General features: G+C 55.2%; 16 protein-coding genes. 10 read left to right on the top strand and 6 right to left on the bottom strand.

The annotated features are described in order from the left end of the window. Positions 1-1402: 1402 nt before the first annotated feature. The 3 genes from OMR58_RS06550 (at position 1403) to OMR58_RS06540 (ending at position 2845) form a co-directional block, all read left to right on the top strand. Positions 1403-1825, top strand: a complete 423-nt coding sequence (locus tag OMR58_RS06550) for a GNAT family N-acetyltransferase (RefSeq protein WP_200545962.1) — start codon at positions 1403-1405, stop codon at positions 1823-1825. A gap of 117 nt (positions 1826-1942) precedes the next feature. Then, the gene (locus OMR58_RS06545) at positions 1943-2560 is read left to right on the top strand and encodes a trimeric intracellular cation channel family protein (RefSeq protein ID WP_264545497.1); all 618 of its coding nucleotides are present in this window, start codon (positions 1943-1945) and stop codon (positions 2558-2560) included. A gap of 36 nt (positions 2561-2596) precedes the next feature. Then, complete coding sequence (locus OMR58_RS06540; protein ID WP_264545496.1) at positions 2597-2845, top strand: hypothetical protein; 249 nt, start codon at positions 2597-2599, stop codon at positions 2843-2845. 39 nt (positions 2846-2884) lie between these two features. On the opposite strand, the gene apbC is transcribed toward OMR58_RS06540, so the two are convergent. Then, positions 2885-3985 carry an iron-sulfur cluster carrier protein ApbC gene (apbC, locus tag OMR58_RS06535; protein WP_105591362.1) on the bottom strand — a complete coding sequence of 367 codons (1101 nt, stop codon included), beginning with the start codon at positions 3983-3985 and terminating at the stop codon, positions 2885-2887. A 183-nt stretch (positions 3986-4168) separates the two neighbouring features. Here apbC and metG point away from each other — a divergent pair, with 183 nt between their 5' ends. The 7 genes from metG to OMR58_RS06500 all read left to right on the top strand — a co-directional run bounded on the left by metG (position 4169) and on the right by OMR58_RS06500 (position 12070). Further along, positions 4169-6202 (top strand): methionine--tRNA ligase, encoded by a 2034-nt coding sequence (metG, locus tag OMR58_RS06530; RefSeq protein WP_105591361.1) that lies wholly within the window; start codon positions 4169-4171, stop codon positions 6200-6202. 124 nt (positions 6203-6326) lie between these two features. Continuing rightward, positions 6327-6722, top strand: coding sequence for a CidA/LrgA family protein (locus OMR58_RS06525; protein ID WP_200545957.1), 396 nt, complete (start codon positions 6327-6329; stop codon positions 6720-6722). Next, positions 6715-7407: a CidB/LrgB family autolysis modulator gene (locus OMR58_RS06520; protein ID WP_105591359.1), complete on the top strand. Its 693-nt coding sequence runs from the start codon at positions 6715-6717 to the stop codon at positions 7405-7407. The genes OMR58_RS06525 and OMR58_RS06520 overlap by 8 nt, the downstream gene beginning before the upstream one ends. A 127-nt stretch (positions 7408-7534) precedes the next feature. After that, on the top strand, positions 7535-8425 hold the full coding sequence (gene cdd / locus OMR58_RS06515) for a cytidine deaminase (RefSeq protein WP_264545495.1): 891 nt from the start codon (positions 7535-7537) through the stop codon (positions 8423-8425). A 127-nt stretch (positions 8426-8552) separates the two neighbouring features. Next, complete coding sequence (locus OMR58_RS06510; RefSeq protein ID WP_264545494.1) at positions 8553-10250, top strand: NAD-dependent malic enzyme; 1698 nt, start codon at positions 8553-8555, stop codon at positions 10248-10250. A 138-nt stretch (positions 10251-10388) separates the two neighbouring features. Beyond that, positions 10389-11105: an outer membrane permeability protein SanA gene (sanA, locus tag OMR58_RS06505; protein ID WP_105591356.1), complete on the top strand. Its 717-nt coding sequence runs from the start codon at positions 10389-10391 to the stop codon at positions 11103-11105. Between the two features lie 41 nt (positions 11106-11146). Then, positions 11147-12070, top strand: a complete 924-nt coding sequence (locus tag OMR58_RS06500; RefSeq protein ID WP_264545493.1) for a DMT family transporter — start codon at positions 11147-11149, stop codon at positions 12068-12070. A gap of 83 nt (positions 12071-12153) precedes the next feature. Here the strand turns inward: OMR58_RS06500 and mglC are convergent, their stop codons facing one another. The 5 genes from mglC to yeiB form a co-directional block, all read right to left on the bottom strand. Beyond that, a complete protein-coding gene (mglC, locus tag OMR58_RS06495; RefSeq protein ID WP_105591354.1) occupies positions 12154-13164 on the bottom strand; it encodes a galactose/methyl galactoside ABC transporter permease MglC in 1011 nt (336 codons plus the stop codon). Positions 13165-13183: 19 nt separating this feature from the next. Beyond that, entirely contained in the window at positions 13184-14704 is a 1521-nt protein-coding gene (gene mglA / locus OMR58_RS06490) for a galactose/methyl galactoside ABC transporter ATP-binding protein MglA (protein WP_105591353.1), read from the bottom strand. 73 nt (positions 14705-14777) lie between these two features. After that, positions 14778-15773: a galactose/glucose ABC transporter substrate-binding protein MglB gene (gene mglB, locus OMR58_RS06485; RefSeq protein ID WP_264545492.1), complete on the bottom strand. Its 996-nt coding sequence runs from the start codon at positions 15771-15773 to the stop codon at positions 14778-14780. Between the two features lie 305 nt (positions 15774-16078). Next, positions 16079-17119, bottom strand: coding sequence for an HTH-type transcriptional regulator GalS (galS, locus tag OMR58_RS06480; protein WP_105591351.1), 1041 nt, complete (start codon positions 17117-17119; stop codon positions 16079-16081). Positions 17120-17285: 166 nt separating this feature from the next. Then, the gene (gene yeiB, locus OMR58_RS06475) at positions 17286-18434 is read right to left on the bottom strand and encodes a DUF418 domain-containing protein YeiB (protein WP_264545491.1); all 1149 of its coding nucleotides are present in this window, start codon (positions 18432-18434) and stop codon (positions 17286-17288) included. Positions 18435-18525: the final 91 nt, after the last annotated feature.

Here is an 18525-nt window from a genome sequence, read left to right as displayed (position 1 = left end):
CTGCTGTTGCTCTCATATGCTTAGATTTCCCCCTGAGCATCCCCCCAGGATGCTGTGTTACGTGTGCACACTGTAAAATGTGTTGTCGATGCTGATAATTCCGGCCTTGCGGAAGTATCAAAACGTGCTGTTTGAATCTGCACAATACTACTTCAGGCCTGATAATGAGGCCACTTATAACCACAATTTTTCGCTAAAAATTATCTTCGGTTTCGGGCTGCAAGAGCGATAACTCTGAAAACATCTCAGACAGACCGTAAATATTTCACGTACTACGTTTTTGCGGTCAGGAATGAAGCCATTCCCGTATTAAAGCGAGGAGTTTAATTAAACTTTTTGTAGGGTAAAACGCTGCGGATTATCCTTAATCCTTATATGGGATTAGCCATTATTCTGAGATGTAAAGCCGACTGCACTGAAACAACCGAAAACAAAAACCTTATTTATCAGCAAGATAAAATCACACTATCGCTATATCAGTCCTTTAACTGGTAACCAGGCGAACTCAAATTCTAAAAAAAGAAAATATAGCAAGTGGTTATAGCTGGAATAAATCTGAATTTTTTGCACGTTTTCTGATTATCAACTATAAAATTTCAGGTATACGAAAATTAGATGACACTATGATTAAATTTGCTGTTGCGGTGTAAAAACGAGCGGGCTGTTTGATTAAAAAATATCACCCGTCCAGGCAGGCTACCGCCCCTGGCTCAACAGCTACCAGTGTACTGTGCTACTCGGCGATAATCATTAACCACATTCAATGTCCGGTCAGGTCGCGATCGGATAGAGCCTCCGAACGCGTTCCAGGCTGGTGTGGTTGTACTAGTGAATTGGAATTATTCTAAGGTAAATATCTGTCAATTGGGAGTGCTATATCCCGGTTCACGCGTTTTCCAGACGGCTCTGAGTGGCGGAAAATTTATGGTATAAATCCTAATAAACATCAAAGAATAAATTATAACCATATGATTTATAAGTAATTTTATTTTTATGTATATATTGATAGCCACAAAAGGAATTATTAGCAGCGGAAATAATAGGAATTTTCTCATTAGGCCTAATCTCGTAAAACGCACACCCCAGCGCATATAAATTAATCAGCAAGGGTTATTTTTCACGATATTTAACTGCCTCATCGTGGTATTTAAATTCAAAGCCTCGTCATTCGTGTCCATCCTCACTGTAATCCCACCTCTACAGCCCCATTAAACAGATTAATATCTTGCTTGCCAGGCATTCAAGGCGGATACAATTCTGCTTGAAACTAAATTTTCAGCATCTACATTAACTTACTCCCTCCCCCCTGCTGCGCGTTGTTTTCCCAGAGTATTCTCCACCGGTTTTGCTATACACTCTGCCGATTGCCATCCGGCGCGTTCATTTCAGGAGTCAGTAGATCATGATTATCCGTCCCTACACTGAGGCCGATCGCCCTTTCCTGCGTACGCTGTTTCTTGCTGCTCGCAGGCACAGCTGGACCTGGCTGGACGATAGCGACTGGCGTTTAGAGGATTTTGACCATGCCACGCTGGGTGAACGTATCCTGGTGGCGGAACTGGATGGTCATCGTGTAGGTTTTGCCGCCGTACTGGAACAGGATAACTTCCTGCACAGCCTGTTTGTGGACCCGGAGTGGCAGGGAAGCGGTGCGGGAAGCGCACTTTTACAGGCGGTACAACGCTCGTTTACCTCGACCGGAGCGTTAAAGTGCCTGGCCGAAAATTTACAGGCGCAAAGTTTCTATAAGAAACATGGATGGCGAACGGTGGCACAGGGAGAAAGCGAACAGGGTGAGTATCTTTTAATGCACTTTGTGCTTTAAGGGTTAATACCGCAACTATGGCACAGGAATGCTGCGGCGTTGCACACATCATTTTACCGCTTATAACTCCCCGGCTTATCACTCCATTTTGGTTCATGCAGACAAGGGATGTTTGGCATGCTGAATATTTTTCACACTATCGATCTGATAGGGACTTTTGCTTTTGCCCTGAGCGGTGCTACCGCTGGGGTAAGAGAGGATTTTGATATTTTTGGCGTGTTCGTACTGACGGCGGTTACTGCCATCGGAGGCGGCGTCATGCGCGATATCTGCATCGGTACGTTACCGCCGGCTGGCCTGGTCAGCCTCAGCTATTTGCTGGTGATTGTCGCGGCGGTCATCTGCGTGGCTTTCTTTCAACGTCTCATCCTTTCATTTGAACGTGCCACGCTGTTTTTTGATGCGCTGGGGCTGGGATTTTTTGCCGCCTTTGGTGCCAATAAAGCCTGGCAGCATACGCAAAATGTTGAGCTGTCTATACTCCTGGGGTGCGTCAGCGCCGTTGGTGGAGGGTGTTTGCGCGACCTGATGATCGGTAAGCCGCCAACCATCTTCAGCCAGGATATCTATGCCAGCGCAGCGTTAATTGGCGCAGCAATAGAAATAAGCGGTTCGGCCGGGTGGGTCCCGCACATCTATAGCACCTGGGCGGCGATTATCATCTGCACACTGCTGCGGCTGGTGGCGCTGAAATATAAAATCGGCTTGCCGTCCATTAAACATAACGGACTATAATACCCCTTTCGCAATAAGATCACGCCAGTAAAGACGATGACCAGCAGACCCCTTCACGAACAGACAGGCATCAGTAAAAATGCCTATAGCATGTTGCAGTATTTGCAGCGTATCGCCCGTGGCGACCGGAATTTTATCATGCAGGATACGCTGCTCAATCATCGCTGCAACGTGTCGCCCAACAACGATTTCACGCTGATACTTGAGCTGTTTGACGCCGGAAAAATAGATTTTGACTATTCGATGGTGGACGGCTTTCAGCAGCGGCACGTGCGCCTGGCGTAACGGCCGGGCGATGATGCCCGCCCGTTAACGGCGCTCTGTTTAAACTGCGCGGAAGGAAATATCTTCCGGAATCACTTCACCCTGCCAGTAAAGACGCGCAGCAACGCTACCGGCCAGCTGGCGATAGAGCGTGGTGAACTCGCTGTCCGGCCTGCGCACGACCGTCGGTTCGCCGTCGTCCAAATCTTCCCGCAGGCTGATATGCAGCGGCAGCTGGCCAAGCAGCCGGGTGTGATACTGCTCCGCCAGCCGCTCTGCCCCACCGGTGCCGAAGATCGGCTCGTGGTGGCCGCACTGGCTGCAAATATGAATGCTCATGTTCTCAACAATGCCCAGCACCGGCACGTTCACCTTCTCGAACATCACTATCCCCTTACGGGCATCAATCAGCGCAATGTCCTGCGGCGTGGTGACCACCACCGCCCCGGTCACCGGCACGTTCTGCGCCAGCGTCAGCTGTATGTCACCGGTTCCCGGCGGCATATCCAGCACCAGGTAGTCCAGATCCGGCCACAGCGTTTCGTTCAGCAGCTGCATCAGCGCTTTGCTGGCCATCGGGCCGCGCCACACCATGGCGTTATCTTCAGTCACCAGATAGCCGATAGAGTTGGTCGCCAGGCCGTGGGCGATAATCGGTGCCATATGCTTGCCGTCCGGCGAGCTGGGGCGCTGCGCTTCGGTGCCCAGCATATCCGGGATCGACGGGCCATAGATGTCCGCATCCAGCAGGCCGACCTTCGCGCCCTCGGCGGCCAGCGCCAACGCCAGGTTAACCGCCGTGGTGGACTTCCCTACCCCGCCCTTGCCGGAGCTGACGGCGATGATGTTTTTCACGCCGTTCACCCCGGGGCGGTTTTTCACCCGCTGCAGGGTGGCAACATTCAGCGACAGCCGCCAGCTGATGGCTGAGGCACCGCTGAGGCGCAGCAGTTCGGCGCTGACGGTGGACTTCAGCGTTTCAAATGCGCTCTGCCAGGCAAACGGCAGAGTCAGTTCGATGTGCAGCGTGTTGTCTATTAATGCGCAGTGTCGAAGTGCCTTCAGCACGGTAAGATTGTGCTGCAGGGTTGGATGCTCAAAGGTGGCCAGCACCCCCATGACGATTGCGCGCAGCGCTTCGGGCTTCGCTTGTGACGTCATCCCGGCTCCTTGTTCTGGTCTGTAATAAAGAATGCGTTATAGCGCTAAGCATATCAGATCCCGCCCTGCCCCGGGGAAGCGGGGCCGTAAAAATCCCCCTGTGGATGAACCCCTTGTTTACGCAGGGAGTGGCTTTCGGTTACCATCTAAACCCCTTTTTCAACAGGTAAAGCAAGTCTCACTATGACTCAAGTCGCGAAAAAAATTATGGTAACGTGCGCCCTGCCGTACGCCAACGGTTCAATTCATCTCGGACACATGCTCGAGCATATCCAGGCAGATATTTGGGTCCGTTACCAGCGAATGCGCGGCAACCAGGTTTACTTCATCTGCGCCGATGACGCACACGGTACGCCGATTATGCTGAAAGCCCAGCAGCTGGGCATCGCACCGGAGCAGATGATCGCCGAAATGAGTCAGGAACATCAGACCGACTTTGCCGGTTTCGATATCAGCTACGACAACTATCACTCAACACACAGCGAAGAGAACCGTGAGCTGTCCGAACTGATCTACACGCGCCTGAAAGAAAACGGTTTTATCAAAAACCGGACCATTTCCCAGCTTTACGATCCGGAAAAAGGCATGTTCCTGCCGGACCGCTTCGTTAAAGGCACCTGCCCGAAATGTAAGGCGCCGGATCAGTATGGCGACAACTGCGAAGTGTGCAGCGCCACCTACAGCCCAACCGAGTTGATCGATCCGAAGTCGGTGGTTTCCGGCGCTACGCCGGTGCTGCGTGATTCCGAGCACTTCTTCTTCGACCTGCCAGAATTCAGCGCCATGCTGCAGGCCTGGACCCGTTCTGGCGCGCTGCAGGAGCAGGTGGCGAATAAGATGCAGGAGTGGTTCGAGTCTGGCCTGCAGCAGTGGGATATCTCCCGCGATGCACCTTACTTCGGCTTTGAAATTCCTGGTGCGCCGGGCAAATATTTCTACGTCTGGCTGGATGCGCCTATCGGCTACATGGGTGCGTTTAAGAACCTGTGCGATAAGCGCGGCGATATCGACTTCGATGCGTTCTGGAAGACCGACTCCGACGCGGATCTCTACCACTTTATCGGTAAAGATATCGTCTATTTCCACAGCCTGTTCTGGCCGGCGATGCTGGAAGGCAGCAACTTCCGTAAGCCGACTAACCTGTTCGTGCACGGCTATGTGACGGTTAACGGCGCGAAGATGTCCAAATCGCGCGGCACCTTTATTAAGGCCAGCACCTGGCTGCAGCATCTGGATTCCGACAGCCTGCGCTACTACTACGCGGCGAAACTCTCTTCCCGCATCGACGATATCGACCTGAATCTGGAAGATTACGTGCAGCGCGTGAATGCGGATATCGTCAATAAAGTGGTTAACCTGGCCTCGCGCAACGCCGGCTTTATCAATAAGCGTTTTGGCGGCCAGTTGTCTGCGGAACTGGCGGACCCGGCGCTGTATAAAACCTTTACCGATGCGTCAGAAAGCATTGGCGAAGCCTGGGCCAGCCGCGAGTTCGGCCGTGCGATCCGTGAGATTATGGCACTGGCCGACGTGGCCAACCGCTACGTCGACGAGCAGGCTCCGTGGGTAGTGGCGAAGCAGGAAGGCCGCGATGCCGATCTGCAGGCCATCTGCTCAATGGGCATTAATCTGTTCCGCGTGCTGATGACCTGGCTGAAGCCGGTGCTGCCGCAGCTGAGCGATCGCGTGGAAGCGTTCCTGAATCAGGAACTGAGCTGGGAAGGCATCAACCAGCCGCTGCTGAGCCACAATATTGCGGCCTTCAAGGCGCTGTATAACCGCGTTGAAATGGATAAAGTTAACGGCCTGATTGAAGCGTCGAAAGAGGAAGCCGCTGCCGCCGCGAAACCGGCGGTAACCGGTCCGCTGGCCGACGACCCGATTCAGGACACCATTACCTTTGACGACTTCGCCAAAGTGGATATGCGTATTGCGCTGATCCAGAATGCGGAATTCGTTGACGGCTCCGACAAGCTACTGCGCCTGTCGCTGGATCTGGGTGGGGAAAGCCGCCAGGTGTTCTCCGGTATTCGTGCCGCCTATCCGGACCCGGCGGTGCTGGTCGGTCGCCTGACGGTGATGGTGGCAAACCTCGCACCGCGTAAAATGCGCTTCGGCGTATCCGAAGGAATGGTGATGGCCGCAGGCCCTGGCGGTAAGGATATCTTCCTGCTCAGCCCGGACAGCGGCGCGCAGCCTGGTCAGCAGGTGAAGTAAGCCGTTCTTAACAGGGGCGAGCGGGCAACCGCTCGCCCCTTTGTTATTTCTGACGCTTCCCGCCCGGGTAGCGCAGCAACTCAATTAATCGTATGATTAACATTCTGAAATTCAGGAGGTTATCATGCGCCGCGCCCCGCTGATTCTGTGGCAGTTTATCCGCGCTTTTTTCATTATCTACCTCTGCCTGTATGTGGGTATCGGCATTTCCAGCCTGCTTCCCGTCACCATTCCCGGCAGTATTATCGGTATGCTGGTGCTGTTCGCCCTGCTGGCTACGCAAATCCTTCCCGTTGAGTGGGTCAGGCCCGGCTGTAGCCTGTTTATCCGCTATATGGCGCTGCTGTTCGTGCCGATTAGCGTCGGCGTGATGAACGACATGGATATTCTCACCGCGCAGTTTGGCCCGATAGTGGTTTCCTGCCTGGTCAGTACGCTGATTGTGCTGGTGACCGTTGGTGTTCTTTCACAGCGTATGCACCGCCAGCCGCTGGCACCTGAGGGAGAACGCGATGAGTGATATGTGGTGGTCCATTCCGTTAACAGTCGTGGTGTTCCTGGCGGCGCGTCAGCTTGCCGCACGGGTGAAGATTTCTATTGTGAATCCCCTGCTGATCGCCATGGCAGTGATTATTCCACTGCTGCTGCTGCTGCAAATCCCCTACACCCGCTATTTCCAGGGCAGCGCCATCCTGAACAGCCTGTTGCAGCCCGCCGTGGTCGCCCTTGCGCTGCCGCTGTATGAGCAAATGCATCAGATCCGCGCCCGCTGGAAGTCGATTATCAGCGTCTGCTTTATCGGCAGTATCACCGCGATGACCTCCGGGACTGCCATTGCCCTGTGGCTCGGTGCCACACCCGAGATCGCCGCCACCCTGTTGCCGAAATCAGTGACCACGCCAATTGCCATGGCGGTGTCCGGCTCGCTGGGCGGGATACCGGCGATTAGCGCAATCTGCGTGCTGATGGCCGGGGTGCTGGGTGCGGTGTTTGGCCATATGCTGCTGAATCTGCTGCGGGTGCGTGCCGCCTCCGCCCGTGGGCTGGCGATTGGCAACGCCTCGCACGCTATCGGCACCGCCCGCGCGGTAGAAATGGATGCGCAGGAAGGGGCGTTCAGTTCGCTGGCGCTGGTGCTGTGCGCCATTATTACCTCACTGCTGGCACCGTTTATTTTTCCCGTACTGCTGCACTGGTTAGGATAAAACTTGCGAGAGATCTCGCATTTTATTTATCAATTTCATTTATTACACTGACAGAGGGATGCAGATCACATATAACTGGCTGCCGGCTCGTTAACATGAGCCAGCATCCAGCATAAAGAGGCCTAAAATGCATCCAAGATTCCTGGCAGCCTTCGCCACGCTTCCCGAGCCATTACAGCATGCCATTCGGCCGATTCTCTCTTCTGCGGAGTTTTCTGCCCGCATCAGCGCCGATGAAGCGGCAATATTGAAAAAGCAGTGTGGCTATAACGACAGCGAACTGGCCTTTGCCCTGCTGCCGCTGGCCGCAGCCTGCGCACAGGCCGCGCTGTCCGATTTTAAAGTTGGTGCCATCGCACGGGGTGCCAGCGGCACGCTGTGGTTTGGGGCCAATATGGAATTCAGCGGCACCACCATGCAGCAAACCGTTCACGCCGAGCAGAGCGCAGTGACCCACGCCTGGCTCCGGGGCGAACGCGCGCTTGAAGCGATCACGGTCAACTACACCCCCTGCGGCCACTGCCGCCAGTTTATGAACGAGCTGAACAGCGGCACGGCGCTGACTATCGAGCTGCCGGGCCGCGCGGCGGCCACGCTGGGCGACTATCTGCCGGATTCGTTCGGTCCGCGCGATCTGAACATTACCACCCTGCTGATGGATAACGTCGATCACGGCGTGGCGATCCGGGGCGATGCGCTGGAACAGGCCGCACTGGCGGCAGCCAACAGCAGCCATGCGCCATACAGTCAGGCCTGGAGCGGCGTAGCGCTGGAAACCACCGACGGCACGATCTTTGCCGGGCGCTATGCGGAAAACGCCGCCTTTAACCCCACTCTGCCGCCGCTGCAGGGCGCGCTGAATCTGCTGAATCTTGCCGGATACGCCAGCAGCGATATTTCCCGCGCAGTACTGGCCGAAGCGCCAGAGGCGAAACTCAGCCAGCGGTCCGCTACCGCCGCCACCCTCAGCGCGCTGGGCTGTACCGACTTCAGCGCCATTCCTCTGATCAATTCGTAAAAATCCGCCAGCAATTCGAGAAAGATCCCAGCTTTTGTTATTACTTGTTAACAAAAGCTGTATTTTCAGATGATTTATTCTAGGATTGGCCCCACATCATCACGATAGCAACCAGAGTACGAATTGCATGGAACTCGAATACGAAAGTAAACGATCGCTTTACATCCCTTACGCCGGTCCGATCCTGCTGGAATTTCCCCTGCTGAACAAAGGCAGCGCCTTCTCGATTGAGGAGCGTAATGACTTCAACCTCAACGGCCTGCTGCCTGAAACGGTTGAAACCATTGAGGAACAGGCCGAACGCGCCTGGCGGCAGTTCCAGGATTTTAAAAATAATAACGATAAGCACGTCTATCTGCGTAATATCCAGGACACCAACGAAACCCTGTTCTACCGCCTGCTGGACAACCATCTGGAAGAGATGATGCCCATTATCTACACCCCAACGGTGGGTGCAGCCTGTGAGCACTTCTCTGAGATCTACCGCCGCGCGCGCGGTCTGTTTATCTCCTATCCGAACCGCGCCAGCATTGAAGACATGCTGCAGAACGCCACCAAGCAGAATGTAAAAGTGATCGTCGTGACCGACGGCGAGCGCATTCTCGGCCTGGGCGACCAGGGCATCGGCGGCATGGGTATTCCTATCGGCAAGCTGTCGCTCTACACCGCCTGTGGCGGCATCAGTCCGGCCTATACCCTGCCGGTGGTGCTGGATGTCGGCACCAACAATCAGCAGCTGCTGAACGATCCGCTGTACATGGGCTGGCGCCACCCGCGCATTACCGGCGAGGAGTACGATAACTTCGTCAACGAATTTATCACCGCCGTGAAAAGCCGCTGGCCGAACGTGCTGCTGCAGTTTGAAGACTTCGCGCAGAAGAATGCCATGCCGCTGCTGGAGCGCTATCGTAACGAAGTTTGCTGCTTCAATGACGATATCCAGGGCACCGCCGCCGTCACGCTGGGTACCCTGCTGGCCGCCAGCCGTGCAGCGGGCAGCAAGCTGAGCGAGCAGAACGTGGTGTTCCTCGGTGCCGGTTCCGCCGGCTGCGGTATCGCCGAGCAGATTATCGCCCAGATGAAATCCGAAGGGCTGAGCGAAGATGAAGCGCGCGCCCGCGTATTTATGGTCGACCGCTTTGGCCTGCTGACCGACAAGCTGCCGAACCTGCTTAACTTCCAGAGCAAACTGGTGCAGAAAAGCGAGCGTCTGGTCAACTGGGACAGCAGCAGCGATTCGCTCTCCCTGCTGGACGTGGTGCGCAACGCGCGCCCGAGCATTATGATTGGCGTTTCCGGCCAGCCGGGGCTGTTCAGCGAAGAGATCGTGCGTGAAATGCATAAGCACTGCCCACGCCCGATTATCATGCCGCTGTCTAACCCGACTTCCCGCGTAGAAGCCACGCCGCAGGACATTATGGCCTGGACCGACGGTCAGGCGCTGGTCGCCACCGGCAGCCCGTTTGCACCGGCGATCTGGAAGGATAAAACCTACCCGATTGCCCAGTGCAATAACTCCTATATCTTCCCGGGTATTGGCCTGGGCGTGATTGCCTCCGGCGCGACCCGCGTAACCGACAGCATGCTGATGGCCGCCAGCCGTGCGCTGGCAGAGTGCTCGCCGCTGGCTAACGAAGGCTCCGGCCCGGTGCTGCCTGAAGTGAAGGATATTCAGGGCGTGTCAAAAGTCATTGCGATGGCCGTAGGCAAAGCCGCACAGCTGGCGGGCGTGGCGGTTGTCACCTCGGAAGACGTGCTGTCCAAAGCCATTGCCGCCAACTTCTGGCTGCCGCAGTATCGTAACTATCGCCGTACTTCTATCTAAGAAGAATCTGCCGGGCGTCACACTACGCCCGGCTATTTGTGTGAAAAAACGCCATACGGCGCGCCGTTGCTTGCTTCCCCTCTCTCCCTACAGTAGCCTTGAACCACCTTATCTCCGCAATTTCGAGCACCGTTCAGTATGTTGAAACGCCTGGCTTATGGTCTGATTATCATCATCGTTCTGATGGTTCTGACCGCGCTTGGCCTGGATCGCTGGATGAGCTGGAAAACCGCCCCCTATATTTACGACGATTTGAAATCCCTGCCCCATCGTCAGGTTGGCGTGGTACTGGGCACCGCCAAGTATTACCGCACCGGGGTAATCAATCAGTATTACCTCTATCGTATTCAGGGTGCGATGAACGCCTATAACAGTGGCAAGGTGAACTATCTGCTGCTGAGCGGCGATAATGCCCAGCAAAGCTATAACGAACCGATGACCATGCGCCGTGACCTGATTGCGGCCGGCGTGGAGCCGTCCGATATCGTGCTGGACTATGCCGGTTTCCGTACCCTCGACTCCATCGTGCGCACCCGCAAGGTGTTCGATACCAACGACTTTATTATTATTACCCAGCGCTTCCACTGCGAGCGCGCGCTGTTTATCGCCCTGCATATGGGGATTCAGGCGCAGTGCTATGCGGTTCCCTCGCCGAAAAACATGCTCAGCGTGCGGCTGCGTGAAGTGGGTGCTCGCCTTGGCGCACTGGCCGATCTGTACCTGATGAAGCGCGAGCCGCGATTCCTCGGGCCGCTGGTGCCGATCCCGGCAGTGCATGAGGTGCCGGAAGACGCACAGAGTTACCCGGCAGTCACCCCGGAGCAGCTGCTTGAAATCCAGCAGAAAGGAAAGTAACTACCACTCGCATTAGCCAGACATGGACCGGGAGTTGTCGAATGAATGAAGTCACCACACGCAAACGCTGGATAGCGGAACTGCTGCTGGTTTGCGTTGCCGCCGGTTGGGGAATTGGCTTCCCGGTGATGAAGCAGGCGGTCGCCCTGCATCCGGTGCTGATGGTGCTGGGGTTGCGCTTCCTGCTCTCTACCCTGCTGATGTTACCCTTCAGCGCCAAAAGCCTGGCGGGCATCGGTGGCCGAACGTACCTTGCGGGCATTTCTCTGGGTCTGCTGCTGGGCGCGGCATTCGTCTTTCTGATCCTCGGGCTGCAAACCACCACCGCATCGAATACCGGGTTTCTGGCCGGGCTGGCGGTAGTCTGGGTGCTGCTGCTCTCCGGCCCGCTGGCAGGGAAGCTGCCTTCCGCATCGGCGATTATCGCCGTGCTGTTTGGCGTGGCCGGTTTGCTGGTGATGTCCGATATGCACGACTGGCATTTACAGTGGGGCGATTCGCTGGTGATTATCGGTTCGGTGTTCACGGCGCTGCATATTCTGGCGCTTGATAGGCTCAGCGTCCGCCACAACAATACCGCCCTGACGTTTTTACAGGTTGCCACCATGGCGGCGGTGATTATGCTGATGCAGCACGCCACCGGCGGCGAGTGGTTTCCGCAAACGTGGGACGGCCCGCTGGTGTGGGCCCTGCTGGTGACGGCGCTGTTTTCTACGGTGATCGCCTTCTGGGTGCAGACCCACTATCAGCGCTATACCTCGCCGACGCGCGCGGTGCTGATCTACAATCTTGAACCGGTGTTTTCCGCGCTGTTCGCCGTCTGGCTGCTGCATGAAAGCCTGTCGGTCAACGTTTTGCTGGGCGGCGCACTGATTCTGACGGGGATGTGTATGCCGGGGCTGATTTCTGTTCTTGCGCAGCGGTTTGGAAAGGAAAAGGTGCCTGCGGCGGGCGCTATTGACTAATGGATTGGCAGAATTGCAGAAAGGTGGCATCACCCGCTTCGATATGAAAAGGGCTGCATCACGCAGCCCTTTTCACAAACAACTTACTTCTTACGTGCGTACTTCAGTGAATCCAGCGCCACCGCGAAGATGATGATGCCGCCCTTGATGATGTACTGCCAGTAAGGGTTGACGCCGATATAGGTCAGGCCGTAGTTGATCACCGTAAAGATGATCACCCCGGTCACCACGCCTGCTACCGTACCCACGCCGCCGGCGAACGACACGCCGCCCACCACGCAGGCCGCAATCGCATCCAGCTCGTACATAAAGCCAAGGTTATTGGTGGCAGAACCGATACGGCCCGCTTCCAGCATCCCACCGAAGGCATAGAACACGCCGGACAGGGCGTAGACCAGGATCAGGTTGAACGGGACGTTTACGCCAGAGACTTTCGCCGCTTCCGGGTTACCGCCGATAGCAAAGATGTTTTTACCGAAGCGGGTTTTATTCCACAGTATCCACACCAGGAAGATGGCGATAATCGCGTAGAAGGTGATGTACGAGAGTTTAAAGTCGCCCAGGCGGATAAAGCCCTGCGCAAAGGTAGAGAACTTCTCGTCAAAACCGGCCACCGGCGACGCACCAACATAGTCGTAGTACAGCGAGTTAATGCCGTAAACGATAATCATCGTACCCAGGGTGGTGATAAACGGCGTCACCTTGAGGTAAGCGATAATCAGGCCGTTCACCAGGCCAATCAGCGCGCCCACCGCACAGACAATCAGAATAACCAGCGCAATCGGCATGGTTTCCATATGCGGAAACACCTTGTTGGCGTTATCCATCGACTGCAGCAGCGTTGCCGCCACTACTGCCGCCAGGCCAACCTGACGACCGGCAGACAGGTCGGTCCCTTGGGTAACGATCAGCCCCGCCACGCCCAGTGCAATAATGACGCGCACGGAGGACTGGGTAAGAATATTACTCAGGTTCATTAAACTTAAAAACGTTGGGTCCTGGATAATGATGACTGCCAGCAGAACCAGCAGCACCACGTAAATTCCGCCCTCTTTTAACCAGGTGAGCGCATTCTTTTTATTCACTGCATTCATAGTAACAGCCCTTACATCATTAAAGGTGCAACGATGCCAAACGCAATATTTCGTTTTGCGTGGTGTTTTTCGTTTCGACAATGCCTGCAACCAGGCCATTACTCATTACCAGTATCCGGTCGGTGATGCCTAATAACTCCGGCATTTCCGATGAGATAATAATGATTCCTTTTTCTTTCTTCGCCAGTTCGGCAATCAGCTGATAAATTTCAAACTTAGCGCCAACGTCAATACCGCGCGTCGGTTCATCCAGCATTAATATTTCCGGCTGAGTCAGCAGCCAGCGGCCAATAATCACCTTCTGCTGGTTACCGCCGGAAAGCGAACCGATTGACGTTTTATGACCCGGCGTTTTTACCCGCATGGAGTCAATGACCCACTGGGTATCGCTTTTCATCCGGCTGTTATCTAACAGGCCAATATTATTTTTATATTTACGGATATTCGAAATCAGCGAGTTAAAGCCGATATCCAGATAGGCGTAAATACCGGTTGAACGGCGCTCTTCGGTGACCAGCGCAAAGCCGTGGTTAATCGCTTCGTTGGCGCTGTTATTTTTGATCGGCTTGCCGTGCAGCTTAATGGTGCCCGCTGATTTTTCGCGGATGCCGAACAGCGTCTCAACGATATCGGTGCGCTTAGCTCCCACCAGCCCGGCAATACCCAGGATTTCGCCTTTGCGCAGGTCGAAGGAAACGTCGCGGATCGACGGCTGGCGCAGCGAGGTCAGATTTCTCACCTCCAGAATGGTTTCCCCCGGTACGTTGTGCTTATCCGGGAAACGCTGGTTAAGCGAACGACCGACCATCATGGCGATAATCTTATCCATATCCAGCCCTTCCAGCGACTGGGTGGCAATCCACTGGCCGTCGCGCAGAATGGTTATTTCGTCACACAGCTGGAAGATCTCTTCCATTTTATGCGAGATATAGATAATGCCGCAGCCGCGATCCTTCAGTTTACGAATAATGGTAAACAGATGGTTAACTTCTTTTTCGGTCAGCGACGACGTTGGCTCATCCATAATAACGATTTTAGCGTTATAGGAAAAAGCCTTGGCGATTTCGATCATCTGCATCTGCGAAACGGAAAGTGTCACCACCTTATCGCGCGGATCGATATCAATATCCAGTTCGTCGAAGATCGCTTTTGTATCGCGATACATTTTTTCCTGATCGACGAAGAACCCTTTTTTTGGATAGCGGCCAAGCCACATATTATCCATGACGGTACGTTGCAGAACGAGGTTTAATTCCTGATGCACCATCGATACGCCGTTTTCCAGCGCCTCTTTGGAGCTTTTGAAATTAACTTCCTCCCCCTGAAAAATAATGCTCCCCGAGTCTTTACTGTAAATGCCAAAAAGGCATTTTAATAAGGTCGACTTACCGGCACCATTCTCCCCCATCAAGGCGTGAATTGAATGCGGACGGACTTTTAGATTCACATTATCAAGCGCTTTAACTCCCGGGAATGACTTATTTACATTCGTCATCTCGAGCAAAAATTCGCGCTGCGTTTGCACGTTATCACTGCCCATAATTCTACCTGGCTGAAAGGGTGACCTGATTCAACGCCTGGTGCGGAGCAGAGCGCTCCGCACCAGGTGATACTTATTTCGCGAACTGTGACAGATTGTCTTTATCTACAGGAACGTAAGCGACGCGAACCACTTTACCGTCCAGTTTGTAGTTGGTGCCTTCGGTGGCCGGTTTACCCTCTGCCAGGTTTTTCGCCATATCGAAGGTGGCTTTCGCCTGGTTATCCGCATCGTTCAGCACGGTACCGGCCATTGCACCGGATTTCACCAGCGCCAGCGCTTCCGGCAGTGCATCCACGCCGAATACCGGTACGGAAGACTTGTTGTGTGCCTTCAGGGCTTCAACGGCACCCATCGCCATCGCGTCGTTGTTAGCGATCACTACTTCGATTTTGTTGCCGTTCGGGCCGGAGAGCCACGCATCCATCTTATCTTTCGCCTGAGCGGTATCCCACATCGCGGTATCCAGATGCAGCTGCTGAGTTTTCAGACCGTCTTTGTTCAGGGTATCGATCACGTATTTAGTACGCGCTTCGGCATCCGGGTGGCCCGGCTCGCCTTTCAGCAGCACGAACTGAATCTGGCCGTCTTTGTTCAGATCCCAGGCCGGGTTGGCCTTCCAGTGTTTTTCAATCAGCTCGCCCTGCTTAACGCCGGACTCTTTAGAGTCGGTACCGACATAATAGGCTTTGTCATAGCTGCCCAGTGCTTTCGCCGATGGCTCTTTGTTGAAGAACACTACCGGAATATCGTTGGCTTTAGCTTTGCTAATCACAACGTCAGCCGCCGCCGGGTCAACCAGGTTGATGGCCAGGGCCTTCACGCCTTTCGCTACCATGACGTCAACCTGGTCGTTCTGGGTTGACTGGCTGTTCTGGGAGTCATTCATCAACAGCTGAACGCCTGAGCTGTTTTTGGCTTCTTTCTCAATGGCCTTGCGCACCACCGACATAAAGTTGTCGTCATACTTATAAATGGTCACGCCGATACGGGTATCAGCAGCGTGAGCAGCAGCGCCAAACATCATGCTGGCGACCAGGGCGGTGAGAGTGAAAACCTTCTTATTCATGGTATCTCCGGTTTTTTTGTAGGGTAGTACTCAACGCAATGCGGGCACAGCGTGCTCGCGTGGCGATCGATTCGTGGGCGGCGAAACAGAGTTGTTACGCGGGCCGACTATGGCTAACACCAAACCCGACGTCCGTGTGCGGAAAGGCTTCCTGAATGCTGTATGTAAACACGTTTAGCAGTGCTGATTAACGACAGCGAGAAAGCCAGCCCTGTCGTTACATCATGTTTCAGCCCCTGCAGACGCTGCCATCATAGAGAAGGCCATGTTAATTAACTGTGAATTTACTCACAGATTGAAAACGGTTACACCAGCAAATCGCCTGAGTTAGTGACGGCCGACACACTTTGCCGCAGCGCCACCGAGTGACGGCGCACCAGCGTCGGCATAAAGCAGTGCTGGGCACTGTGATCCAGCTGCCCGGCCGCGCCTTTCAGCGCCAGCTCAGTAGCGAGTTTTGCCATGGAAACAATAGGATAGCGTACCGTACTGAGCTGAGGATCGGTGTAACGCGAGATGGGAATATCATCAAATCCAACGACGGAAAGCTGTAACGGCACGGCAATGCCGTTGTCTTTCAGCGCTGCCAGCGCACCGGCGGCCATGCTGTCGTTGTAGGCAAACACCGCGCTGAGCTGAAGATTACGCCCCAGCAGCTCGACCATGGCCGCTTCTCCGCCCTGTAAATCCGGCTCGCCGCAGGCAGACCAGCTCTCGGCCGGGGTAATCCCCTGCTCGTTCATCGCCTGCATCCAGCCGTGGCGGCGCTGATCGTCATCTTCAATCGGATGGGCAGAGCCAAGATAACCGATGCGCTGATGCCCGTGCTGTAACAGCATGCGGGTCGCCATCAGTGCACCGCTGACGTTGTCCAGGCACACGCAGCGATGGGCAAATCCGGGCACGATGCGGTTGATCAATACCATACCCGGCACCTGCTGCATCAGCGACGACAGCTCGTCATCACCCAACGCTTTTGCATGAACAATCAAGGCATTACAACGCTGGCGGATCAGCACTTCAATGGCGTGCCGCTCTTTATCCGCCTGATGATAGGAGTTGTTGATGAGTACATGTTTGTGCAGGCGCTGGGCAACGGTATCTACCGCTTTCACCAGCGCGCCAAAGAAGGGATCGGATACATCCATCACCACCACGCCGATGGTATCGCTAACCTGGCTGGCCAGCGCCTGCGCGTTGGCGTTGGGGCGGTAGCCCAGCTGCTCAACAATTTTTAACACGACGTCGCGGGTTTCCCCGGTAACCGCCGCGCTGTTATTTAACACGCGGGAGACGGTTGCCACGGAGACGCCCGCCTCACGGGCGACATCACGAATGGTAATCATGACCGATTACCGCAGAAGATAAGATTTTGCATAGCCCTTCCTGACCTTGACGCGTTTCTGCCGTCTATTTTGTCAGCCAGGCCGTTCCAGCTTCGTGAGTTGCGTCACACGCCTGAAAACGGTTACATACAAACTTTTAACCTTTGTGATGCCTGTCATCTTCTCCCTACGCTGGCAGCCCCAGCGACGTCAGTCGGCGCCAGAACCACTCCAGCGGCCCCTGACGGAACAGTCGCAGCCAGAAAAGAGAAAACAGCAGGTTAACCAGCCAGATAGCCGGGACAATCGCCAGGAGTTGCAGACGGCTAAAGTGGTTAAACAGCGCAAAATGGTTGAACAGCGTGGTGCAAATCAGCGTCTGTAGCAGATAGTTGCTGAGCGCCATTCGACCGACGGCGCTGACCGCTTTGGTGATTGCGCGCCGCTGTAGCTGTGGCCAGTAGCCGAAACAGAGCGCGGCATAGCCCAGTGCCTGCAATGGCGCGCTGACTTCGCGCGGAACCTGTAAGAAAAAGCCCGACCAGCGGAAGCTCCAGCCGGTCATCCACTGCAGGGCAATCGACGGAATTTCAATTGCCACGCCGGTCAGCACCAGCAGCCAGCCCGTGCGGCGATAGTGCTGCACGCTGAACGTACCGCGCAGCCAGCCGCTGCGCATCAGTGCCGCGCCGCACATCATCAGGCCAGCCAGCTGCCAGCCGTACTGTGCGGCCAGCGCCATCAGCGCCGATCCCAGCATATCCAGCCGGTTGCGCAGCGCTTCCCAGCCACCGTGAGTGCGCCAGAAGGTTTCATATTGGATGTCTGCGGCACCGGGTAGCCACGAGCTGTTGGGATTTGGCCCGGAGGCCATTCCCAGCACCACCAGAATGGCGCTGCCGACCACATACAGCATCAGGCCGGTATTAAACAGCTGCCGCGTGCCGGGCACATCTCGGATCATTCGCCACACCACCAGCCCCACAAGGCCGTACGCCAGCAGAATATCCCCTTCCCAGAACAGCAGGCCGTGCAGCAGCCCGAAGATCACCAGCCACGAAAGCCGCGACTGTAGCCAGCGCTTACCGCGCGGCAGCAGCATCTGTAGCCCGGCACCGAACAGAATGGCAAACAGGGTCAGGAATTTAGCCTGCGCCAGCAGATCCATCGCCGACCAGACCCACAGCTCGGAAGCGGCAGGCATGCCGTGCCAGGCCGGATTAAGGTAGGCGGCTTTCGGTAAGGCAAAAGAGGTGATGTTCAGTAGCAGGATGCCAAGAATGGCGACCCCGCGGATAAAATCCAGCGTGGCAATACGGGTTACGGGTGCATTCATCCAGGGAGGTTCATCTCTTCCGGTCGCCCGGGCGTGGATCGACAACGGGCAGACCGGCAAAACCGGCCTGCCCCTACAGTGCAGGATGTCG

Origin of the sequence: Erwinia sp. INIA01 (genome assembly GCF_025947915.1) — a bacterium.
In the GTDB taxonomy this organism is placed as follows: Bacteria; Pseudomonadota; Gammaproteobacteria; order Enterobacterales; family Enterobacteriaceae; genus Erwinia; species Erwinia coffeiphila.
Note: the sequence above shows the minus strand (reverse complement) of the source record. Positions and strands in the feature narration are given on the sequence as shown.

Excerpts from the sequence above, each read along its gene's own strand:
- OMR58_RS06550 (WP_200545962.1), top strand. The coding sequence starts at position 1,403 with ATGATTATCCGTCCCTACACTGAGGCCGATCGCCCTTTCCTGCGTACG.
- OMR58_RS06545 (WP_264545497.1), top strand. The coding sequence starts at position 1,943 with ATGCTGAATATTTTTCACACTATCGATCTGATAGGGACTTTTGCTTTT.
- OMR58_RS06540 (WP_264545496.1), top strand. The coding sequence starts at position 2,597 with ATGACCAGCAGACCCCTTCACGAACAGACAGGCATCAGTAAAAATGCC.
- apbC (WP_105591362.1), bottom strand. The coding sequence starts at position 3,985 with ATGACGTCACAAGCGAAGCCCGAAGCGCTGCGCGCAATCGTCATGGGG.
- metG (WP_105591361.1), top strand. The coding sequence starts at position 4,169 with ATGACTCAAGTCGCGAAAAAAATTATGGTAACGTGCGCCCTGCCGTAC.
- OMR58_RS06525 (WP_200545957.1), top strand. The coding sequence starts at position 6,327 with ATGCGCCGCGCCCCGCTGATTCTGTGGCAGTTTATCCGCGCTTTTTTC.
- OMR58_RS06520 (WP_105591359.1), top strand. The coding sequence starts at position 6,715 with ATGAGTGATATGTGGTGGTCCATTCCGTTAACAGTCGTGGTGTTCCTG.
- cdd (WP_264545495.1), top strand. The coding sequence starts at position 7,535 with ATGCATCCAAGATTCCTGGCAGCCTTCGCCACGCTTCCCGAGCCATTA.
- OMR58_RS06510 (WP_264545494.1), top strand. The coding sequence starts at position 8,553 with ATGGAACTCGAATACGAAAGTAAACGATCGCTTTACATCCCTTACGCC.
- sanA (WP_105591356.1), top strand. The coding sequence starts at position 10,389 with ATGTTGAAACGCCTGGCTTATGGTCTGATTATCATCATCGTTCTGATG.
- OMR58_RS06500 (WP_264545493.1), top strand. The coding sequence starts at position 11,147 with ATGAATGAAGTCACCACACGCAAACGCTGGATAGCGGAACTGCTGCTG.
- mglC (WP_105591354.1), bottom strand. The coding sequence starts at position 13,164 with ATGAATGCAGTGAATAAAAAGAATGCGCTCACCTGGTTAAAAGAGGGC.
- mglA (WP_105591353.1), bottom strand. The coding sequence starts at position 14,704 with ATGGGCAGTGATAACGTGCAAACGCAGCGCGAATTTTTGCTCGAGATG.
- mglB (WP_264545492.1), bottom strand. The coding sequence starts at position 15,773 with ATGAATAAGAAGGTTTTCACTCTCACCGCCCTGGTCGCCAGCATGATG.
- galS (WP_105591351.1), bottom strand. The coding sequence starts at position 17,119 with ATGATTACCATTCGTGATGTCGCCCGTGAGGCGGGCGTCTCCGTGGCA.
- yeiB (WP_264545491.1), bottom strand. The coding sequence starts at position 18,434 with ATGAATGCACCCGTAACCCGTATTGCCACGCTGGATTTTATCCGCGGG.